A 19,207-nucleotide genomic window follows, 5' to 3' on the forward strand; every position below is an offset into this window, starting at 1 on the left:
GACGGAGACGGAGAAGGTGTGTAAGCCGTCGGAGTCTGAGGGTGGTGAGCCGTCTGAGCCGGTGGAGCCTACTCCTGGTGATGATGGTGTGGTTACGGTGACGACGACTGTTGTTGATCCTGAGGGTGAGGATTGTGAGTCGGATCCTGAGCCTGAGCCTGAGCCTGAGCCGAAGCCTTCGCCTACGACGTCTGGTTCTTCTCCTTCGTCTACGGTGACGGAGACGGAGAAGGTGTGTAAGCCGTCGGAGTCTGAGGGTGGTGAGCCGTCTGAGCCGGTGGAGCCTACTCCTGGTGATGATGGTGTGGTTACGGTGACGACGACTGTTGTTGATCCTAACGATCCAAACTGTCCGTCCGGAGGAGGCGATGAGCCTACCCCTGCGCCCTCCGAAGACCCAGACCCAACTCCGACCAATCCGGATAAATCTTCCAAATCCTTTTTGGGCTGGCTCCTGGTTCCATTGATTCCGCTGTTGTCGAGCGGTAAGAGCTCAGCGGTGCCATCCGGTAAGCCTGTCCCGCATAGCTCGGTTCCATCTACGGATGAGAAGCGCTTGGAAGAAAAGCCCCAGAAGGAAGCTGATAACGTGCTTGAGGATACTCACCAGGACGGCGAGACTAATCCTCACGGGCCGACGGAAAAGGCGCCACTAGTGGCAAAGCCTACCTCTACCCAAGGTACTCCTACCGCCCACACTGAACGATTCACTGGGTTGGCCAATACTGGTGCCTCGGTACTCGGACTCGTACTTTGTGGCCTTGCTGCAATTGCAGCTGGTCTATTCCTTGTTCGAAGGAATCGTAAATCTACTGAGAGCTAGTGAAGCTCGGCGGATAGCTCTCCAGTAGCCTAAACCGCGTCTTAAGCCGCTCAATACGAGTTGCTTGAGACGCGGTTTATTTCATTAAAAGTTGTCACAGAACGCAAGTCTCTCGGTCAGTGCAGGAAAATCACTTCTCTGAAGGAAAAGATTTCGCTGTTGCTAAGTAGTCAGGTCAGGAACCGTAACCAGCTTTTAGGGCTTTCACCGCTAGTTCAAGACGGGATTTAGCATGGAATTCACTGAGCAGGGTAGATACGTATTTCTTCACCGTGCCCGGTGCGTAGTGCGTGCTCTTGGCAATTTCTTCATTGGACTTGCCTTGGCAGACCAGGTCTAGAACCTGCTCTAAAGCAGGCGAGATATGATGATTATCTTTAAACTTCGCGGTCGTTGCTGCAGCATTAGCGTCGGCGCCCTCGGTGCTCCAATCAGGAAGCTGCTCAAATAAGCGGGTGAGGGATTGCGGGGTGACAACCGTGCCGCCGCGTACAGCCTCGCGTACGGTATCCAAGATGTAGACCGGCTTGGAGCTTTTCAAAATATAGGCTGCAGCCTTATTGGACATGACCTCTTTGAGGGTCTCATCATTGTCCATCGCGGTCATCGCGACAAAGACCGGCGGGTCTTCCATCTTGTTGACCTCGCGCAAGAGGGTAGTGCCATCCATCTCGGGCATATGGATGTCCGCGACAATGACGTCAAAGTCTTGCTCTTGCAATATATCGAGGGCGACCTTGCCATTTTCTGCGGTGGCGCGCACCTCCATGTCCTCGGCCGAGGCGAAGTAACGCCCCAAAGCTTCGAGGACAAGTGGGTCGTCATCGACGACCAAAAGGGAAGTCTTTACTTCCCGCACCATGGTGCCGGGCAGCCGAAAGCGATATCTACGGGAGATGCGTATTCCGTGATTTGTGGTAGCTCGCCAGGTGTGAGGTCAGCACCGAAGAAGGAAGAAGACAACATCAGTGGGGCGAGAAAGCTAGCGAGTGCGGCCTGCATGAGGGCGCTCCTTTTTAATGACTTGTATTTGGCAGAAACAAGCGTCAGCTTAGTGCAAGAATTAACCGCTTGCTATGCAACGTGTTGGAACTAACGCCGTTTATGGAGGCTGGGCGGCAGGGAGAGGGTCAATTCCCATCTTCCCGAATCCAAGTTTGTCTCTAAGTGTGAGTCGATCGTTGCAGCGATCCGAGTCATGGAGGACATTCCAATACCGGAGGACATAGCGGTGTTCTTGCTCGTGGGTTTTGCAATGGGATTTGTAATGGTTACGACAGTCCAGCCCAAGTGGGGGCGAACAGAAATTGTAATTTCTGCGCCCGGGGGTGAATACTTCACGGCGTTAAGGCATGCTTCCGTAGTGATAGCCGCGATGGGGTCGAGGATCTCCTGTGGGAATTCCGGTGCAAACTCCTCACCGCTTACTTCCACTATGGGCGAGCGGTTGAGACGCTGAAGGCGTTCTTCTTCCTCTGAAATGAGTTGAGCAAAACTCGTGGGCTTTGTTGTGGTGCCAAAACTCATGCCATCGTTTACCCCTTCAATGTTGGTGCGCAGGACCTTTGTTAGGGCGCGAACTTCGGACATTGATGAGCGCATGGAATCACTGAGTGCATCGAGCTTTTGGACTAGCTCTGGCTGCTTGGAGTATTCCAGGCTGAGAGCCTCTAACTGCATCGTATTTACAGTCAGGTTAGAAACAACCGAGTTGTGCAAGGTTTCAGCGAGATCGGATTGACGACGCTTCACGTCGTCGTTCCACTCCATCATGGCGGATCTGTAGCGGTCGGCTGAGTGTGCGAATATTGCTCCAATAATTCCGCCGACTCCAATAAGCATTCCCCACGTAAGGGCAGGTGCTAGATGCAGACTTAATGTGAGGGTTACAGGATCGATAAGCCCGCAAAGCCACAAGATCAGGCCCATTGTGATTGTGCGTCCATGTTTTCCGTGATACGCAGTGACCGCAAGAAAAACAGGAGCCAAAAATACTGAGCTAATCAGAGGGGTTCTGGTTAAAAATGCGGCGATTGCCCAGGTGATGATGAACATGGTGCTCATGCTCAGCGGCCAGCGGTACGCAGAAGTGGTAATGGCTGTGAGGATTAGCCCCAATACTGCGGCGGACAATTGATACTCCGTGGGAGTTAGGAATGTGCCGAGCAATGTCAGTGCCACGCAAATTACCGCAGTCAAAGCGGCCGTTCGTTGGAGGGTCATGGCCGCGCGGATGCGTTGGATGACGGGTGGCTGGGAAGGTTTTAACACTGTGAGGTACACGCTTCCTAGAGGCTAAGACTCAATGGCTATTACCTTCTCAGTGTAAATACCGCGAGCGTGAAACAGTGAACAAAAACAGCGAAACCCCCGCACCTTTGTGCACGGTTCCTTGTGGTGGGTTCCGTGCGGAGGTAGAAGGTGAGGGGTTTAGCTGGTCTTCATGAAGGAGTGCAGAGTGCTAATTACTTAGCTTCTGCAGCAGCCTCTGCGTCATCCTTGGAGGACAGGCCCTCGAATACGGAGGACAGGCCCTCGGAGTCGGTGTTGGACTCGGAGGAAGCCTCGATGAGGCCCTTGATGCCTTTTACGAGTGCCTCGAAGTCGATGGCGGAGCTGAGGTCTGCGAGGGAATCGAACATATATTTTCCTTTCGGATAGGCGGAGTAAAACTACAATCTCTCTCTGGGGTAGCAGCTCTTGGCTGCTGTGATTCCTAGTATGCGGTAGCGGAGGTGGGCTGCCAATCCTCTTTTGGATCCTTTCTGAGGTAACTTTTGTATCCTCTTAATAAGATTTAAGGATTTCCATTTGGATGCAGTTTGGATTGCGAGGGTAAATCTGTATGGGTGGGCGAGGGGGGCGTCGGAAAGAGCTGTGCTGAGCTGGGTAAAAGCAGGAATTTTGAGAAAAGTTGAGTCGCGGGGAATAACTTTTGTGGGCTTCCGGTTGTAAGAATTGAGTGACACAGGCTCAAGGTTGTGTGACTGGATGTGGAAATTCTGTTACAGTAGCGCTCGGACACAACGAGAAGTTGAGTCACTGACAATCAACTTTACTAATTACCCCAAGATAAAAGGAGAAAAAATCATGGGACGCGCAGTAGGTATTGACCTTGGTACGACGAACTCTGTCGTTTCCGTGCTGGAAGGTGGCGAGTCCACCGTTATTGCAAACTCTGAGGGCTCCCGCACCACGCCTTCCGTTGTTGCTTTTGCAAAGAACGGCGAAATCCTAGTTGGTCAGTCCGCTAAGAACCAGGCGGTGACCAATGTTGACCGCACCATCCGCTCCGTCAAGCGCCACATCGGCACTGACTGGAAGATCAACATTGATGACAAGGACTACACCTCCCAGGAGATCTCCGCCCGCACGCTGATGAAGCTGAAGCGCGATGCGGAGTCTTACTTGGGCGAGGACGTTACCGACGCCGTTATTACCGTCCCGGCTTACTTCGAGGATGCACAGCGCCAGGCCACCAAGGAAGCCGGCCAGATTGCAGGCCTGAACGTGCTCCGTATCGTTAACGAGCCAACCGCAGCTGCTTTGGCTTATGGCCTGGAAAAGGGCGAGCAGGAGCAGACCATCCTGGTATTCGACCTGGGTGGCGGCACCTTCGACGTCTCCTTGCTGGAAATCGGCGATGGCGTCGTCGAGGTTATGGCCACCGCCGGCGATAACGAGCTGGGTGGCGATGACTGGGATCAGCGCATCGTCGACTGGCTGGTAGACCGCTTCAAGACCTCCCAGGGCGTTGACCTGACCAAGGATAAGCGCGCCGTGCAGCGTCTGCGCGAGGCTGCAGAGAAGGCCAAGATTGAGCTGTCCTCCTCCCAGCAGGCCAACATTAACCTGCCGTACATCACCGTTGACTCCGACAAGAACCCGCTGTTCTTGGATGAGACCCTGACCCGCACCGAGTTCCAGAAGATCACCCAGGATCTGCTGGACCGCACCAAGGCTCCGTTCAACCAGGTCATTAAGGACGCTGACCTTTCCGTCGGCGATATCGACCACGTTGTTCTCGTTGGCGGTTCCACCCGTATGCCAGCCGTATCTGACCTGGTTAAGGAACTGACCGGCAAGGATGCCAACAAGGGCGTTAACCCGGACGAGGTTGTTGCAGTCGGCGCTGCCCTGCAGGCAGGCGTGCTGCGCGGCGAGGTTAAGGACGTGCTGCTTCTCGACGTCACCCCGCTGTCCCTCGGTATTGAGACCAAGGGTGGCGTGATGACCAAGCTCATCGAGCGCAACACTACCATCCCGACCAAGAAGTCCGAGACCTTCACCACCGCGGAGGACAACCAGCCTTCCGTACAGATTCAGGTCTTCCAGGGCGAGCGCGAGATGGCTACCGCCAATAAGCTGCTGGGCTCCTTCGAGCTCGGCGGTATTGCTCCGGCACCGCGCGGTGTTCCGCAGATTGAGGTCACCTTCGATATCGATGCCAACGGCATCGTTCACGTGACCGCAAAGGACAAGGGCACCGGCAAGGAAAACACCATCAAGATTCAGGATGGTTCCGGCTTGTCCCAGGAAGAGATTGACCGCATGGTCAAGGACGCTGAGCAGCACGCCGAAGAGGACAAGAAGCGCCGCGAGGAGCAGGAGCTGCGCAATAACGCAGAGTCCACCTCCTACCAGACCCGCAAGTTCTTGGATGACAACGCTGACAATGTATCCGAGGATGTTAAGACCAAGGTCACCGAGGCTGCTGACGCCGTTGATGAGGCCCTGAAGGGCGATGACCTCGAGGCCATCAAGTCCGCAGTGGAGAAGCTGTCCACCGAATCCCAGGAGATGGGCAAGCAGATCTACGAGGCACAGGCTGCTGAGGCGGGCGCCGAGGGCGCTGCCGATGCTGGTGCTGCGCAGGGTGACCCGAACGTCGTCGACGCTGAGGTCGTTGACGAGGACGAGAACAAGGATGGCAATAAGTAATGACTCAGGACAGCGGAATGCCGCACAACCCAGGCGACCCGGAAAACACGGATCCGGAGGCTACCTCGGCTGACCGCGCTGAGGCTGCTGCCGAGCAGGCCGAGGAGGCCCAGGCTGCGCAGGAAGCACAGGCTGACGCCACCGAAGAAGCCGAGCTGGATCCCACCCTCGATGCTGACCTCGAAGAAGCGCTGGCAGATGTCAACGCTGATGAGGTAGAAGCCGAAGCAGCGGGCGAAGAGCCCGCAGGCACCGGCGCCAGCGATGTGGAAGCACAGTTGGCAGAACGCACGGAAGACCTGCAGCGTCTGAATGCGGAATACACCAACTACCGCCGCCGCACCGAGCGCGACCGCCAGGTCGTAATCGAGACCGCCAAGGCCAAGGTCATCGCAGATATGCTGCCTGTCCTTGATGACCTGGAACTGGCTCGTGAACACGGCGACTTGGAAGGCCCGCTCAAGGCGTTTGCGGATAAGCTCCACAGCACGCTGGAAAAGCATGACCTCGCTGCCTTTGGTGAGGAAGGCGATGCCTTCGACCCTGAGGTCCACGAAGCCGTGCAGGACTTGTCCTCCGGCGATGAGCAGGTGCTCGGCACCGTGCTGCGTAAGGGCTACCGCGTGGGCGACAGGCTCGTACGCAATGCCATGGTCATCATCGCGGACCCCAGCGATGAGTCCGGCAGCTCGGAAGAATCCGAGTAAATAACATAAAGGGCGCCCTGGGAATTGACTAGTGACCTTCCCGCGGCGCCCTTTTACTTAACTTGTATCGATTCTCTTTGAAAGGAGGAGATGCCCAGTGAGCGCTAAACCCGAATGGGCAGACAAAGATTACTATGCGGATCTGGGGGTCTCCTCGTCCGCAGACCAGAACGAGATTAAGCGTGCTTACCGCAAACTAGCGCGCGAAAACCACCCCGATACCCACCCGGACGACCCCGCGGCAGCGGAAAGGTTCAAAAAGGTTGCGGAAGCCTACGACGTGCTTTCCGACGCCGCTGAGCGTAAGGAATACGACCAGTTCAAGGCCATGCTCCGCAATGGAGGCGGCTTTGGACGGATGGGAGGCGCCGGATTTCCCGGCGGGTTTCGATCCACGCGCATGGGTGGACAAGGTGCGCAAGAATTCGACCTCTCGGACCTCTTCGGAGGATCCGCTGGAGGAGCGTCTCAAGGCGGCGGTGTTGGGGATATCTTCGGTAGCGTTTTCAACCGCGGCGGTAGTGCTGGCCACTCAGCTAAACCGTCGCGGGGGGCCGACGTCGAAACGGAAATAACCCTCGACTTCCGCGAGGCCGCTAAGGGAACCACCATTCCCCTAGCGCTCAGCGGCAATGCGCCGTGCACCACGTGCCACGGCTCGGGTTCCGCTTCTGGCAAGACTTCTACCTGTGGCACCTGCAGCGGTACCGGTTTTACCTCGGAAAACCGCGGTGCCTTCGGTTTCTCTGCCCCGTGCAAGGACTGCGATGGCACCGGCCGGCGCATCACGGATCCGTGCAAGGATTGCCACGGCACCGGCACGGTTCACCGCACCCGCAATATCACCGTTCGCATTCCCGCCGGTGTTATTGATGGCCAAAAGGTACGCCTCGCCGGACAAGGCGAAGCAGGTCCCAACGGCACTCCAGCCGGTGACCTCTTCGTGGCGGTAACCGTGAAACCGGATAAGGTCTTTACTCGCGAGGGCGATGACCTTCATGTCACCGTTCCGGTTTCCTTCACGGAGCTGGCCTTGGGCGATACCATCGCGGTTCCAACTTTGGATAACCCGGTGCGCGTGAAGATCCCCGCTGGCACGCCGGATGGACGCACGCTGCGGGTGCGCGGAAGGGGCATCGCCAAGCGCGGTGGCAACTCCGGTGATCTGCTGGTTACCGTGCAGGTGACCGTGCCCACCAAGCTCGATGCCGCTGCCTCCAGCGCCCTGCGCACCTATGCTCAAGCGGAAAAGGACTCCGGTTTCAACCCGCGTGCGGGTTGGGCCGGCGCCGAGAATGCTTAAGGCAGGAGGTGTGTTAAAAAATGAGCACTGGAAAGGCAGAAGATTCCGGCACCGCGGTCTACGTCATCTCCGTAGCTGCGGAACTATCCGGAATGCACGCCCAAACCCTGCGCACCTATGACCGCATGGGCTTGGTCTCCCCGGCCCGCACCCGTGGCGGCGGCCGCCGCTACTCCGACCGGGACATCGAGCTGCTGCGCAAGATTCAAGCATTATCCCAAGACGATGGCGTCAATCTTGCCGGCATCAAGTCCATCATCGAGTTGACCGAGGAACGCGATCGACTCGAGGCCGAGCGCGACGCTTTAGCTGAAGAGGTCCGAGCCCTGCGTGAGCAGGCCGCTGGACGTCGCCCGCAGTGCAGTGGTGAGCTTGTCCATGTACCACGGTCCACCTCCGTGGTGATGTGGAGCCCGCGCACCGCGCGCGAACGAAAACGCTCCCGCGGTCGTGGATACGGCCAAGACTAACTCTCGCTCTGCAGACGAGTACACCCAACCCCGCAGCCAGCTTTCCCGCTGGCTGCGGGGTTTTCTTTGGCCTTGGCCGTGAGAACCACTTGATGATGCTGGGCCACTAGCAGGAGACTAAGAATATGTTGGTCTCCTATTCGGACCAGCCGGCTGGTCTGTTCTAAAAGGCCCTACCCCTCGGACTAGTTCGCGCGTGCCACTTGGCCTAGGCCCCGCAAGAACTGGGGGTCCTCCCAATAGGAGCCATGATCGCCAGGGAGACCATCCGCACCGGGAAGGGGAGTAGCGCCAAAGGCATCAATGGTGGGATCGGGGCCATGGATGCCAGCGTGAGGCCCCGTCGTAATAGCGATGGGGTCGTTGGCGTTTGTGGCTGCCCAGATGCGGCCATGCAGTTCTGAGGCGTGGCCAGCGTCGGTGCCGGGACTGCCGACGAGCACTACGTCATTAGCAATTCTTTCCTGCTTTGCGGCATGCCCGGTGACTACTGAACCATAGGAATATCCCACTACGGTGCGCTTGGCCTGTGGATAGCGTGCACCGAGCGAGCGCTGAAACCGGGCGAGTTCTTGACTGGCAGTTCGCGCGGGAGTGGCGTGAACTGCACGGGGCAGGGAGGAGGGCGCCTGGTAGCCCAACCACACGACCGCGGGACCGCCGCTGGCCTTAGCAAGATTGCGGCCGCGGTCTACCGCACGCTGCCAGGTTTCTGGATCGGAGGAGTGAACCCCTTCCACGAACGTGGTAAGTGATGCCGGTGTGGTCCGGAAGCCGCCGGGGTCCACCATGGCTACGAGCCGGCCGTCGCTAGTTTCTAGCACTCGCATATCTGGGTTCTGCGCGGCTAGCTGAGATACGTGCTCGCTGGCGTGGGCAAGATTAATCTCGTGGACGGTATCCACTGGAAGATCGGAGAAGTCTTCCAAGCGAACGGGTGGGGCCACCCCGCTAGGCGTACATAGGGCATCGATTTCTTGGGAGCATAGCCAGTCGAGGGAATCGCCCAGCGCCCGCACTTGATTCAACAAGAGTCCAGCGGCGCTGGCCGCGGCGCCATTGCGCTCATCCACTTGTCCTAGAAATGCGATGATGCGGTCCTCGAGTTCCTCGCGGCGGGCCTGCAGGCTGGCGTGGAGCTCAAGGGTGGTGGCAACCTGCTCCATCTGGTGCAGCGGTTGGGCCAGCCAGTCGGTGTAGCCCGCCAAACTGGTGCGGGCGGCGTCACCGGCGGGGCCACCCAGTGATAGGCCACGCCAATCCTGGTGTGCATCGATAAAACGAAAGCGCAGTTCAGCGCGTTCGCTATGCAACATACTGGCGCCATGTCTTAAAGCCACGGATAGGGTCATCGCGCATCTCCCAATGCCTGGCCCAGGTGGGAATCCACCCCGGCGGCAGTGTTGAGGAAGGCCTCAATGGAGCGCAATTGCTCGGCCGTGGCGTCCTCCGTTGCGGCCACGGCGCTGGACCAGGTGGCACGGGCTCGCTCTAGTGCGGCCGCGGTGCGGCAGGCGGTATCGAGCGTGGCCGTCGGCGGTGGCAGCGGAGGGCGCGCCATGAGGGAGCGGACGTAATCGGGCAGGTGCGTGGGAATTTCTACATAACTCATGCCCCTAAGCCTGAAGGACCACACAACGCCGCGCTAGGGGTACAGACGCAGCCTGTGGATAACTTCGCCCTGCTTCATTATTTTGGGAGGCATGAAGGTAGCAGCAGTGCAGTTAACGTCCACCGGTAATATTACCGAAAACCAGGAATTGGCCCTCGCCAAGATCCGTGAGGCGGCCGGAAACGGGGCGCGGTTAATCGTGCTGCCGGAGGCCACGGCGCAGAATTTCCACTCCGGGCGCCTTGATGAGCAGGCGCAGACGCTCGAAGGCCCGTTCGCCACGGCGATCCAAGCGCTCGCAGAGGAGCTTGAGGTCACTGTCGTGGTCGGCATGTTCTGCCCGGCCGATACCGTGGAGCGCGACGGCAAGACCATTAATCGCGTGACCAATACGGCGCTCATTGCAGGCCCTGGCGTGCTGGGCGGCTACGACAAGATCCATACCTATGATGCCTTTGACTACCGCGAATCGGATACGGTCTTGGCCGGCGAATCGCTGGTGGCCTTCGACGTGGATGACCTTATTGTGGGTGTGGCCACCTGCTATGACATTCGTTTCCCGGAGCAGTTTAAGGAGCTGGCGAGCCAGGGCGCGCAGCTCATTGTGGTGCCCACGAGTTGGGCGGACGGCCCCGGAAAGCTGGAGCAGTGGCGCCTGCTCACGGCCGCGCGTGCCTTGGACTCCACCAGCTATATCCTCGCGGCCGGCCAATCGCGCCCAAGCGGTGACGCTGAGGCGGGCAATCCTTCCGGCCCAACGGGCATTGGCCATTCCACCATCGTCGATCCGAATGGCGTGCGCATGGCCGAGGCCGGCTACGAGGATGACATCCTCTATGCCGACATCGATCCGAATGAGGTAGCGAAAACCCGCCGCGCTTTGCCGGTTGTGGCCACTGCGGACTAGGTCAGCGCCGCGTAGTCTTCCGGCTGCCAGCGCCCGTCGCGGCCCCAGCTAAGGACGTCGATCTGCTGCTTGCCGACGCCCCTTTGAACCAACCCTTCTTCACCTTCCACAACCTCGTCGGCCGGTCCGACGAGAAGGAAGCGCGGGGGAGTGCCTGTGGATAACTCCACCTCGTTGACTACTACATCGGTCGGTTCCCCGGAGACTACGTAGTCGGCGCCGGGTGCCAATTCGCGGGCATTGAGCAACCACGGGTCTTGTTCTTCCCGCACGATGCGGCGCACCGGTGCGCCAAGGGCTGCCAGGTTTTGCTGGAAGTAGGTGTCATAGTGGGCGCCGGGGCTGCCCGCCACGGCAAAGAGGCGCGGTACTCGGCTGCGGTCTTTATCGCCCAGCGCGGCGAGCGCCGCGCAGCGAGCCGTGGCCCAGCCGGTGCCGTAGGCAATGATGACCAGTTCACCTGCGCCCGCGTTCTGCAGGCTAATGCCGCCGGCGGGTTGGCCCAAGGTCCACCAGTCTCCGGGCTGCGCGTGCGCGAGGGACCGGGAAGCCTCGTCCGCGGTGGAGACGTGAAAGACCACTTGGCCGGTTCCGTCGCTAGGCTGCGCAGGGGTGAGCATCCGCCATTGCCCGGGCAAGTACTGCGTGGTTACCGGAAAGTGCTGCCCCGGTTGATAGGGCACAGCCAGGCCAGCCTCCACGCGGATGATGGACGTCTCGCGGGTGGGATGATCCACCGCCACCACTTGCGCCGAGTGCGCCGGTGCCTCGCCGGCGGCGTCGGACTCCCGTGCGGCGTCGGCCATCGTGGCGCACACCTGGTGGATGACGTCACAGGCAAAGTTGTATTGATACTGCGTCAGCGCCAAAACCCGCAGGCCGGCCACGAGGGCATCATCGAAGCGGGAATAGATTTCGGCCGGAAACCCATGCCGGCGGTGATCGCGGGCGAGCTGGGTGAGCTTTGCGGAGACGTCGGCAAGCAGGGGCTCCCCAGGCTCCGTATGCTCAATCACCCATGCCAGCGCAGGCACCATCGAGGTATGGGTATCGCGCATCGACAGGGCAAAAATCTGCCGGGATTCAGGCACCGCGTTAAAGAAATGCTCGTGCACCGCATCGCGGTACTCGTCTGCGTAATTTCGAAAATGCTCGCCCAATTCCCACATGTTTGACCATCCTAATGCGCGCCATGGGCGGAATGGGGCAGCGCGGTAGACGCTACCCACGATTTTCTTGCCGCGGAGGACCGCCAACGCATCGTAGAAAACCTCATTCCCCATTACTTTCCCGCGGTAGAACTCTGCGGGGCCGAACTGGACGGCGAGCTCGTGGGCTTTTATCGCAGCTACGGGTTCGTTATCACCGGCAGGGACGAGACCGATGCCGATGGCAGGCCCTATCCCATCCTGCACATGCGGCTAGCCCCAGAGTTCCAGTCATAGGTCGAGGGCGGCACTGCCGATCACGATGCTGAGGTAAGAAGCCACGCCTCCCATAGTAAGCGGGGGTGAAAAAGGGATCCTATGTTGTGGCTCACTTGTCGGAAGGTATTGTATTCCCTATCCGTCTGCCCTCTAACGGGGGCAAGCCGCCATAATTGCACAGCTAGAAAGGGTCCTCATGGAAGATTTTTCCGCTTATACGCTCATGTTGGATGTGGGCTGGATTTCTTTGCTCATGGTCATCGGCAACGTCCTGCGCCACCAGGTGAAGTTTATCTTCCAGGACCTGCTGCTGCCTGCCCCGATTACCGCCGGCCTTATCGGCCTGCTGGTAGGTCCAAACGTGCTGGGCTGGATCAACTTCTCCGATAACTTGGGTGACTACACCTCCATCCTCATCGCGGTGGTCTTTGCGTCTATGGCCTACTCCATGGAAGTGGGCGGCAACATGGGCAAGGGCGCGCGCAATATGTGGGGCTATTCCACCATGATGTTCACCGGCCAGTGGGGCCTGTTCATCGTGCTGGGTCTTTTCCTCTTTGCGCCGCTTTTCGATACCCCGAATTGGTTCGGCATGATGCTGCCCGTCGGCTTTACCGGCGGCTTCGGTACCGCCGCGGCCGTGGGTGGCGCGCTGGAGGGCGTGGGCGCCGATGCCGCCTCCTCGCTGGGCTTTACCTCTGCGACCGTCGGCACGCTGGCCGCCATCATCGGCGGCGTGATCGCCGGCAACTGGGGCATCCGCAAGGGCAAGGTCTCCCACGTGCCGAAGGAACTGCCGGAAGAACTGCGCCGCGGCTACATCAAAAACATCGATGAGCGCCCGTCGCTCGGCCGCGCTACTACCAACCCTTCCTCCATCGAGCCGCTCGCATTGCACTTCGGATTCATCATCCTGACCGTGATGACCGCTTACGGCATCAACCAGGGCCTGAGCAGCATCTGGGAAAACGTCTCCGTGCCGCTCTTTGCTATGTCCATGGTGGTGGGCCTTTTCTTCCGTGCGCTCATGAACTTCGTCGGCGCAGAGGATTACTTGGATAAGGACTCCATTTCTTCCATCTCCGGCGCGGCCACGGACTACCTCATTGCCTTCGGTGTTGCCGCCATTGTCCCGGCCGCTATTGCCTCCTACTGGCAGGCACTTCTCCTGCTCTTCGTCCTGGGCACCATCTTCTGCGTGTTCTTCTTGCTGTGGTTCCCGGCCGAGTTCTTTGGTGAACGCTGGATTGAGCGTGGCATCTTTGGCTGGGGCTGGGCCACCGCCACCGTGGCCACCGGCATCGCCATCCTCAAGATTGTGGATCCTAAGCTCAAGTCCGGCACGCTGTCCGAATACGGCATGGCCTACATCGGTTTCGGTCCCTTTGAAATTTCATGGACCATCATCGCGCCTATGGCCGTCATGTACGGATTTACCGGCGCCTTCGGCGCCATTTCCCTGGCGATTTCCATCGGCGTCTACATTGCCTTCAAGTCCATGCGCCTTATGCCGCCGCGCGGCACTATCTTCCAAGAGGGCATCGGCCATGTAGGACAGAAGCAAGCATAGCCGCGCTTGCCGACGCCCCTCCGTCAACCTTAAAAGACTATGAGATTAGTCGCACTAAAGTTAAGAAAATAATTCGCCGGTACGGGTGAATCGAGGCGCTTGCCGCCGTAATCATGGCTCATCAGCCACGCTACCACTGTTAACATCGGTGGGTGCCGGATTCCTTAAAAAGGATAATCGATTGGGACTATCCCTGTACCTTAAAATTTGTTAGAATCAGCGGGTATTAATCTCTGTCTTTATGAGGAACTAGATGTACCAGTTAGATGGGGCTTCCAGGCGGGTGATCATCCTGGAAGCCGCTGTTTATGTAGCGGGCTGCGAAGGCGAGCAGGCCGTTACCGTGGAATCTGTGGCGGACCAGGCTGGTCTCTCGCCACAGGCGGTGGCTGAGGAATTCGCCACCGGTGCCGACATGCTCGCGGAAATCCCCGCCTTCTTGGATCGTCGCATGTCTGAATACATGGTGGAAGCGGCGCGCCATCTGCCTGAGGGCAACTCAGGCGGCGATGTCCTCATGCAGCTGGCAGAGGCCTACTTTGCCTATGCGCAAGACGAGCCCGCCATCTACCATTACCTCTTTGAACAGTATGACGCCCTCGATGAGGAGCACGTCTGCCAATTTGCCAAGGGGGAAAAGTCGGGGACTCCGGGTCCGGACATGGCGCTGGACGTCGTCAAGCGCTTTGCCGAAGAGCAAGGTGCCGTCGTGGCCCACGATGGAGACATCTCGCCTTTGGAAATCGGCCGCATCACCTTGGCGTGCTGGTCCGTCATCCACGGTATGGGTCACCTGAGCGTGGTAGGTATCTTGCGCCTGCAACATGCCGTTATTCGTGCCGCCAACCTCAAGCAGGTAGACCGCCTCGTGGTCGATGCCCTGCAATATTGGTTTAAGAATAAGCAGATCCCGCACCGTCGCCCGATCATGAATGATGCCCGTGCCATCGTAGAAGGGGTCATGGGTAGCGAGCGCGAACAGCCTTTCGTGGTCCCGGATAATCTTGAGCAGATGGATCCTGAGGAAGCCAAGAAGGTTATCATCGAGGCCTCCTTGCGTGTTGCCGGCCGCCGCAGTGTGGACCGCCACTTCTTCGATCGCGTGGCCGACAGGCTCGGTACCTCCAAGGATTTCCTGGCTACCATTGTGGACAATGACTTCGCGCTGCGTGAGGCCGCAGAGGATCTCACCACCACGGAAATGGCCAGGGTCTTCGAGGATTGTCTCGCTGCGCTTCCGGAAGACGCTCCCACTGTAGACCAACTGCAGATTGTTGCGGCTGCCTATTTTAATTACGCGATGATGTACCCAGAGCGTTTCAGCTCCATTATCGCGCTGGCCAGCGGTTCCATCGTTCCGCACAATGGTGATGGCAGCTCGCACGAGGGCATGACCAAGAACTTCGCCATCATGATGGACCTGTTCCGCAAGTTCGTCATCGAGATGGGTATTACCCCTACTGACCAGCTGGTGTATATCAGCACCTTGGCCGTGTGGGCCGGCGCTAACGGCATTGCACACCTGTGCAGCATTGGCGATTTTAAGAGCTTCAATGAAGATCTCAAGTGGGCGCTTTTTGTCCAGGTAGTGACCGTATCCTTCTTTGCCATCGCGCATAGCTTGCAGATTCTGGGCCATGAAAACGAGGAGTACAAGCAGGTTTAATAGCCCTGTGTAAAGTTGAGCGGCCCACGCTCAAAAATATTTAGGTTGAGTGGAATAGGCTCAACTCTGGATGCGTTGTGCTAAGTGAAGCCCTACAGTGGGGTGAATAAAACTTAGAAGGAGCAACGCACACATGAACTCATTTAACCCGACCACTAAAACACAGGAAGCCCTGCAAGAGGCCCTGCAAACCGCCTCGTCTAATGGCAATCCGGATATCCGCCCCGCCCACCTGTTGGCGGCCATTCTTAGCCAAGAAGGCGGCATCGCCGCGCCAGTACTTAAAGCCACTGGCGTAGATCCGGATACCGTGCTCAAAGAAGCCCGCGAGCTCGTTGACTCGTATCCGCAGGCGGAGGGCGCCAATATGGCCAATCCGCAATTTAACCGCGATGGACTTAATGTCTTGACCAAGTCGCAGGAGTTGGCCGGTGAACTGGGCGATGAATTCGTCTCCACCGAGGTCCTGCTCGCCGCTATTGCTGGCTCCAAGACCGACGCCGCCGAGCTGCTTACCGGCCGCGGTGCTACTTATGACGCCATCAAGGGCGCCTTCCCCTCCGTCCGCGGTGCCGCCAAGGTGACCTCTGAGAACCCAGAGGACCAGTTCCAGGCGTTAGAAAAGTACGCCACGGATCTCACCGCGCGTGCCCGCGAGGGAAAGATCGACCCGGTCATCGGCCGTGATCAGGAAATTCGCCGCGTAGTCCAGGTGCTCAGCCGTCGCACGAAGAATAACCCGGTGCTCATTGGCGAGCCCGGCGTGGGCAAAACCGCCATCGTGGAGGGCCTAGCCCGCCGCATCGTGGCTGGCGACGTCCCCGAGTCCCTCAAGGGCAAGACCCTCATCAGCCTTGATCTAGGTTCCATGGTCGCCGGCGCGAAGTACCGCGGCGAATTCGAGGAGCGCTTGAAGGCCGTGCTTGATGAGATTAAGTCCTCCGAGGGCGAGATCATCACCTTCATCGATGAGCTGCACACCATCGTCGGCGCCGGCGCTACTGGCGACGGCTCCATGGACGCCGGCAACATGATCAAGCCCATGCTGGCCCGCGGCGAGCTGCGTTTGGTTGGCGCCACCACCTTGGACGAATATCGCAAGTACATCGAAAAGGACGCCGCCCTCGAGCGCCGCTTCCAGCAGGTCTACGCCGCCGAGCCTTCCGTGGAAGACACCATCGGCATCCTGCGTGGCTTGAAGGAGCGCTACGAGGTCCACCACGGCGTGCGCATCATGGACTCCGCGCTGGTGTCGGCCGCAGAGCTATCCAACCGCTACATCACCAACCGCTTCCTGCCGGATAAGGCCATCGACCTCGTCGATGAGGCAGGCTCCCGCCTGCGCATGGAGATCGATTCCTCCCCACAGGAAATCGACGAGCTCGAGCGCATCGTTCGCCGCATGGAGATCGAAGAGCTGGCGCTGAAGAAGGAATCTGACGCTGCCTCCCAGGACCGTCTAGCCACCCTGCAAGGCGAGCTCGCGGACCAGCGCGAGAAGCTCGGCGAGCTCAAAGCCCGCTGGGCCAACGAGAAGAAGGCCATCGACGATGTCCAAAACATCAAGGAAGAACTCGATGACCTGCGCCGCCAAGCCGAAATCGCCGAGCGCGACGGCGACCTCGCACTCGCCTCCGAGATCAACTACGGCAAGATTCCACCGCTGGAAAAGGAACTCGCGGCCGCGGAGGTCAAAGCCGCCGAGCAGCGCAATACGATGCTCGATGAGGAGGTGAGCCCAGACACCATCGCGGAGGTCGTTTCCGCCTGGACCGGCATCCCAGCCGGCAAGATGTTGCAGGGCGAGACCGAGAAGCTGCTCAACATGGAATCCGTGCTGGGCAACCGCGTGGTCGGCCAGAAGGAAGCCGTCACCGCGGTTTCGGACGCCGTGCGCCGCTCCCGTGCGGGCGTGGCCGACCCCAACCGCCCGACCGGTTCCTTCCTCTTCCTCGGCCCCACCGGTGTGGGCAAGACCGAGCTGGCGAAGGCATTGGCGGACTTCCTCTTCGACGATGAATCCGCCATGGTGCGCATCGATATGTCCGAGTACGGCGAGAAGCACTCCGTTTCCCGCCTCGTCGGTGCCCCTCCGGGATACGTCGGCCACGAAGCCGGCGGCCAGCTCACCGAGGCCGTGCGCCGCCGCCCCTACACGCTCGTGCTTTTCGACGAAGTGGAAAAGGCCCACCCCGACGTCTTCGACGTTCTCCTGCAGGTTCTGGATGAAGGCCGGCTTACCGACGGTCAAGGACGCACCGTCGACTTCCGCAATACCGTCATCATCCTGACCTCCAACCTGGGTGCCGGCGGCACCCGCGAGGAAACCATGGATGCGGTGAAGAAGGCCTTCAAGCCCGAATTCATCAACCGCCTCGATGATGTGGTCATGTTCGAGCCCCTTTCTGAGGAGCTCCTGCGTGGTATCGTCGACATCCAACTGCGCGGCCTGTCCGAGCGCCTCGACGCCCGCCGCTTGACCCTGCAGGTTTCGGATTCCGCCAAGTCCTGGCTGGCTGAGCGCGGCTACGACCCGGCTTATGGCGCCCGCCCGTTGCGCCGCACCATCCAGCAGGCCATTGGTGACAAGCTCGCCAAGAAGCTGCTGGCTGGCGATATCGTTGATGGCGACACCGTCCACGTGGACGTCGCTGATGGCGGCGCCGAGCTAGACATCGTCGCCCGCTAGTCGGCCGCGCAGCGCCCGCCGCGCCAAATCCTGCTCATGCCCCTAGACTCGGGGGCATGAGCATTTTGGTCTCCCCGCAAGAACTCCGCGAATCCATTTATCACGGCGAGCGTTTCACCCTCTTGGCCACCCACTGGCAGCCGCAGCTGCGCCAGAGCTACAACGAATTCACCTCCCTGCACATCCCGACGGCACTGTTTAGCGATACCGCCAATTCCTTCGCCGGCCTGCCTGGCTCCCAGGTAGGCCGCAACCCGCTGCCGGATCCGGATAAGCTGCAGGAGCACTTCCGCCAGTGGGGAATCCGTAAGGACCGTCCCGTCGTGGTCTATGACGAAGGCCGTGGCCTTTTCGCCGGCCGCGCGTGGTGGACCTTGCGCTGGGCCGGCCTAGAAAACGTCCGCATCCTCGACGGCGGCTTGGCCAATTGGCGACACCTGGGCTATACCACGCTGACCGGCCCCGGCAACTTCGCCGTCGGTGCCACCGCCGAGGTTAACCCGGGCCAGATGCCCGTGGCCACCATCGATGACGTGCGCAATCACGATGGCCTGCTCATCGATACCCGCACCCGCAACCGCTTCGCCGGCCGCCGCGAGAACCTTGACCTCAAGGCCGGCCACATCCCCGGCGCCGTCAACGTGCCAGAGCGCCTGTTCCACAACGATGGCCTGCGCACCTGGAAGTCCGCGGGCGAAATCCGCGAAGTGCTTTTCGACGCCGGCCTCACCCCCGACAACGTCCAAGGCGCCATCATTTACTCCGGTTCCGGCAACCACTCCGCCCTCGCCCTTGCCGCCATGGAAGACGCCGGCTTCACCGGCCTGCGCCACTATGTCGGCGGCTGGTCCCAGTGGTCCGCCAACCCCCACAACCCCGTAGAGCGCGGCGACTGCCTCACCGTCAACGGCTAATCGCCCCAGCCCGCCCCTCGCCTTCGCCCTCAGCCTCCCGCGTCCGCGCGCCGAGCGCTGAGGGCTTGCTCGTTCCTACTACTATCGTGGGGTGATGGCTTTTCTAATCCTTGCTCTCGCGGTTCTTCTCGGCATTGCCGGCGGTGCCTTGCTGCTTTACGACGGCAAACAGCGCACC

16 protein-coding genes and 1 pseudogene are annotated in these 19,207 nt (G+C 59.6%); 10 read left to right on the plus strand and 7 right to left on the minus strand.

Annotated elements, in window-relative coordinates; translation table 11 throughout:
- Nucleotides 1-823, plus strand: a pseudogene (locus tag MHY13_RS11390) (hypothetical protein); the annotation flags it as partial.
- A gap of 175 nt (nt 824-998) precedes the next feature.
- On the opposite strand, the gene MHY13_RS11395 reads toward MHY13_RS11390, so the two are convergent.
- The 4 genes from MHY13_RS11395 to MHY13_RS11410 all read right to left on the minus strand — a co-directional run bounded on the left by MHY13_RS11395 (nt 999) and on the right by MHY13_RS11410 (nt 3,465).
- A complete protein-coding gene (locus MHY13_RS11395; protein WP_239283167.1) occupies nt 999-1,685 on the minus strand; it encodes a response regulator transcription factor in 687 nt (228 codons plus the stop codon).
- Nucleotides 1,670-1,825 (minus strand): hypothetical protein, encoded by a 156-nt coding sequence (locus MHY13_RS11400; RefSeq protein ID WP_239283168.1) that lies wholly within the window; start codon nt 1,823-1,825, stop codon nt 1,670-1,672. The genes MHY13_RS11395 and MHY13_RS11400 overlap by 16 nt, the downstream gene beginning before the upstream one ends.
- Nucleotides 1,826-1,915: 90 nt before the next feature.
- Complete coding sequence (locus MHY13_RS11405; protein ID WP_239283169.1) at nt 1,916-3,094, minus strand: histidine kinase; 1,179 nt, start codon at nt 3,092-3,094, stop codon at nt 1,916-1,918.
- 194 nt (nt 3,095-3,288) lie between these two features.
- Entirely contained in the window at nt 3,289-3,465 is a 177-nt protein-coding gene (locus MHY13_RS11410) for a hypothetical protein (protein ID WP_239283170.1), read from the minus strand.
- A 448-nt stretch (nt 3,466-3,913) separates the two neighbouring features.
- Between MHY13_RS11410 and dnaK the strand changes: the two genes are divergently transcribed.
- The 4 genes from dnaK (at nt 3,914) to MHY13_RS11430 (ending at nt 8,244) form a co-directional block, all read left to right on the plus strand.
- Nucleotides 3,914-5,764, plus strand: coding sequence for a molecular chaperone DnaK (dnaK, locus tag MHY13_RS11415; protein WP_239283171.1), 1,851 nt, complete (start codon nt 3,914-3,916; stop codon nt 5,762-5,764).
- Nucleotides 5,764-6,471, plus strand: a complete 708-nt coding sequence (gene grpE, locus MHY13_RS11420) for a nucleotide exchange factor GrpE (protein ID WP_239283172.1) — start codon at nt 5,764-5,766, stop codon at nt 6,469-6,471. The genes dnaK and grpE overlap by 1 nt, the downstream gene beginning before the upstream one ends.
- Nucleotides 6,472-6,568: 97 nt before the next feature.
- Nucleotides 6,569-7,774: a molecular chaperone DnaJ gene (gene dnaJ, locus MHY13_RS11425; RefSeq protein WP_049378991.1), complete on the plus strand. Its 1,206-nt coding sequence runs from the start codon at nt 6,569-6,571 to the stop codon at nt 7,772-7,774.
- Between the two features lie 20 nt (nt 7,775-7,794).
- Nucleotides 7,795-8,244: a helix-turn-helix transcriptional regulator gene (locus MHY13_RS11430; RefSeq protein ID WP_239191685.1), complete on the plus strand. Its 450-nt coding sequence runs from the start codon at nt 7,795-7,797 to the stop codon at nt 8,242-8,244.
- A 185-nt stretch (nt 8,245-8,429) separates the two neighbouring features.
- Here the strand turns inward: MHY13_RS11430 and MHY13_RS11435 are convergent, their stop codons facing one another.
- Both MHY13_RS11435 and MHY13_RS11440 read right to left on the minus strand, forming a co-directional pair.
- Complete coding sequence (locus tag MHY13_RS11435; protein ID WP_239228456.1) at nt 8,430-9,560, minus strand: alpha/beta hydrolase; 1,131 nt, start codon at nt 9,558-9,560, stop codon at nt 8,430-8,432.
- A gap of 32 nt (nt 9,561-9,592) precedes the next feature.
- Nucleotides 9,593-9,856 carry a hypothetical protein gene (locus tag MHY13_RS11440; RefSeq protein ID WP_204610864.1) on the minus strand — a complete coding sequence of 88 codons (264 nt, stop codon included), beginning with the start codon at nt 9,854-9,856 and terminating at the stop codon, nt 9,593-9,595.
- Between the two features lie 91 nt (nt 9,857-9,947).
- Between MHY13_RS11440 and MHY13_RS11445 the strand changes: the two genes are divergently transcribed.
- Entirely contained in the window at nt 9,948-10,763 is an 816-nt protein-coding gene (locus MHY13_RS11445) for a carbon-nitrogen hydrolase family protein (protein ID WP_239283173.1), read from the plus strand.
- Here the strand turns inward: MHY13_RS11445 and MHY13_RS11450 are convergent.
- Nucleotides 10,760-12,178 carry a 2-polyprenylphenol hydroxylase gene (locus MHY13_RS11450; protein WP_239191669.1) on the minus strand — a complete coding sequence of 473 codons (1,419 nt, stop codon included), beginning with the start codon at nt 12,176-12,178 and terminating at the stop codon, nt 10,760-10,762. The two genes, MHY13_RS11445 and MHY13_RS11450, sit on opposite strands and share 4 nt — an antisense overlap.
- Nucleotides 12,179-12,386: 208 nt before the next feature.
- On the opposite strand from MHY13_RS11450, the gene MHY13_RS11455 reads away from it, so the two are divergent.
- The 4 genes from MHY13_RS11455 (at nt 12,387) to MHY13_RS11470 (ending at nt 19,029) form a co-directional block, all read left to right on the plus strand.
- On the plus strand, nt 12,387-13,760 hold the full coding sequence (locus MHY13_RS11455; RefSeq protein WP_239283174.1) for a sodium/glutamate symporter: 1,374 nt from the start codon (nt 12,387-12,389) through the stop codon (nt 13,758-13,760).
- Nucleotides 13,761-14,013: 253 nt separating this feature from the next.
- Entirely contained in the window at nt 14,014-15,426 is a 1,413-nt protein-coding gene (locus MHY13_RS11460; protein WP_204610868.1) for a TetR/AcrR family transcriptional regulator, read from the plus strand.
- Between the two features lie 133 nt (nt 15,427-15,559).
- Nucleotides 15,560-18,115 (plus strand): ATP-dependent chaperone ClpB, encoded by a 2,556-nt coding sequence (gene clpB, locus MHY13_RS11465; RefSeq protein WP_239283175.1) that lies wholly within the window; start codon nt 15,560-15,562, stop codon nt 18,113-18,115.
- Nucleotides 18,116-18,171: 56 nt separating this feature from the next.
- Nucleotides 18,172-19,029, plus strand: coding sequence for a sulfurtransferase (locus tag MHY13_RS11470; protein ID WP_239228460.1), 858 nt, complete (start codon nt 18,172-18,174; stop codon nt 19,027-19,029).
- The last annotated feature ends 178 nt before the right edge of the window (nt 19,030-19,207 follow it).

The organism is Corynebacterium sp. ACRPE (assembly GCF_022347435.1).
Classification (GTDB): domain Bacteria; phylum Actinomycetota; class Actinomycetes; order Mycobacteriales; family Mycobacteriaceae; genus Corynebacterium; species Corynebacterium tuberculostearicum_D.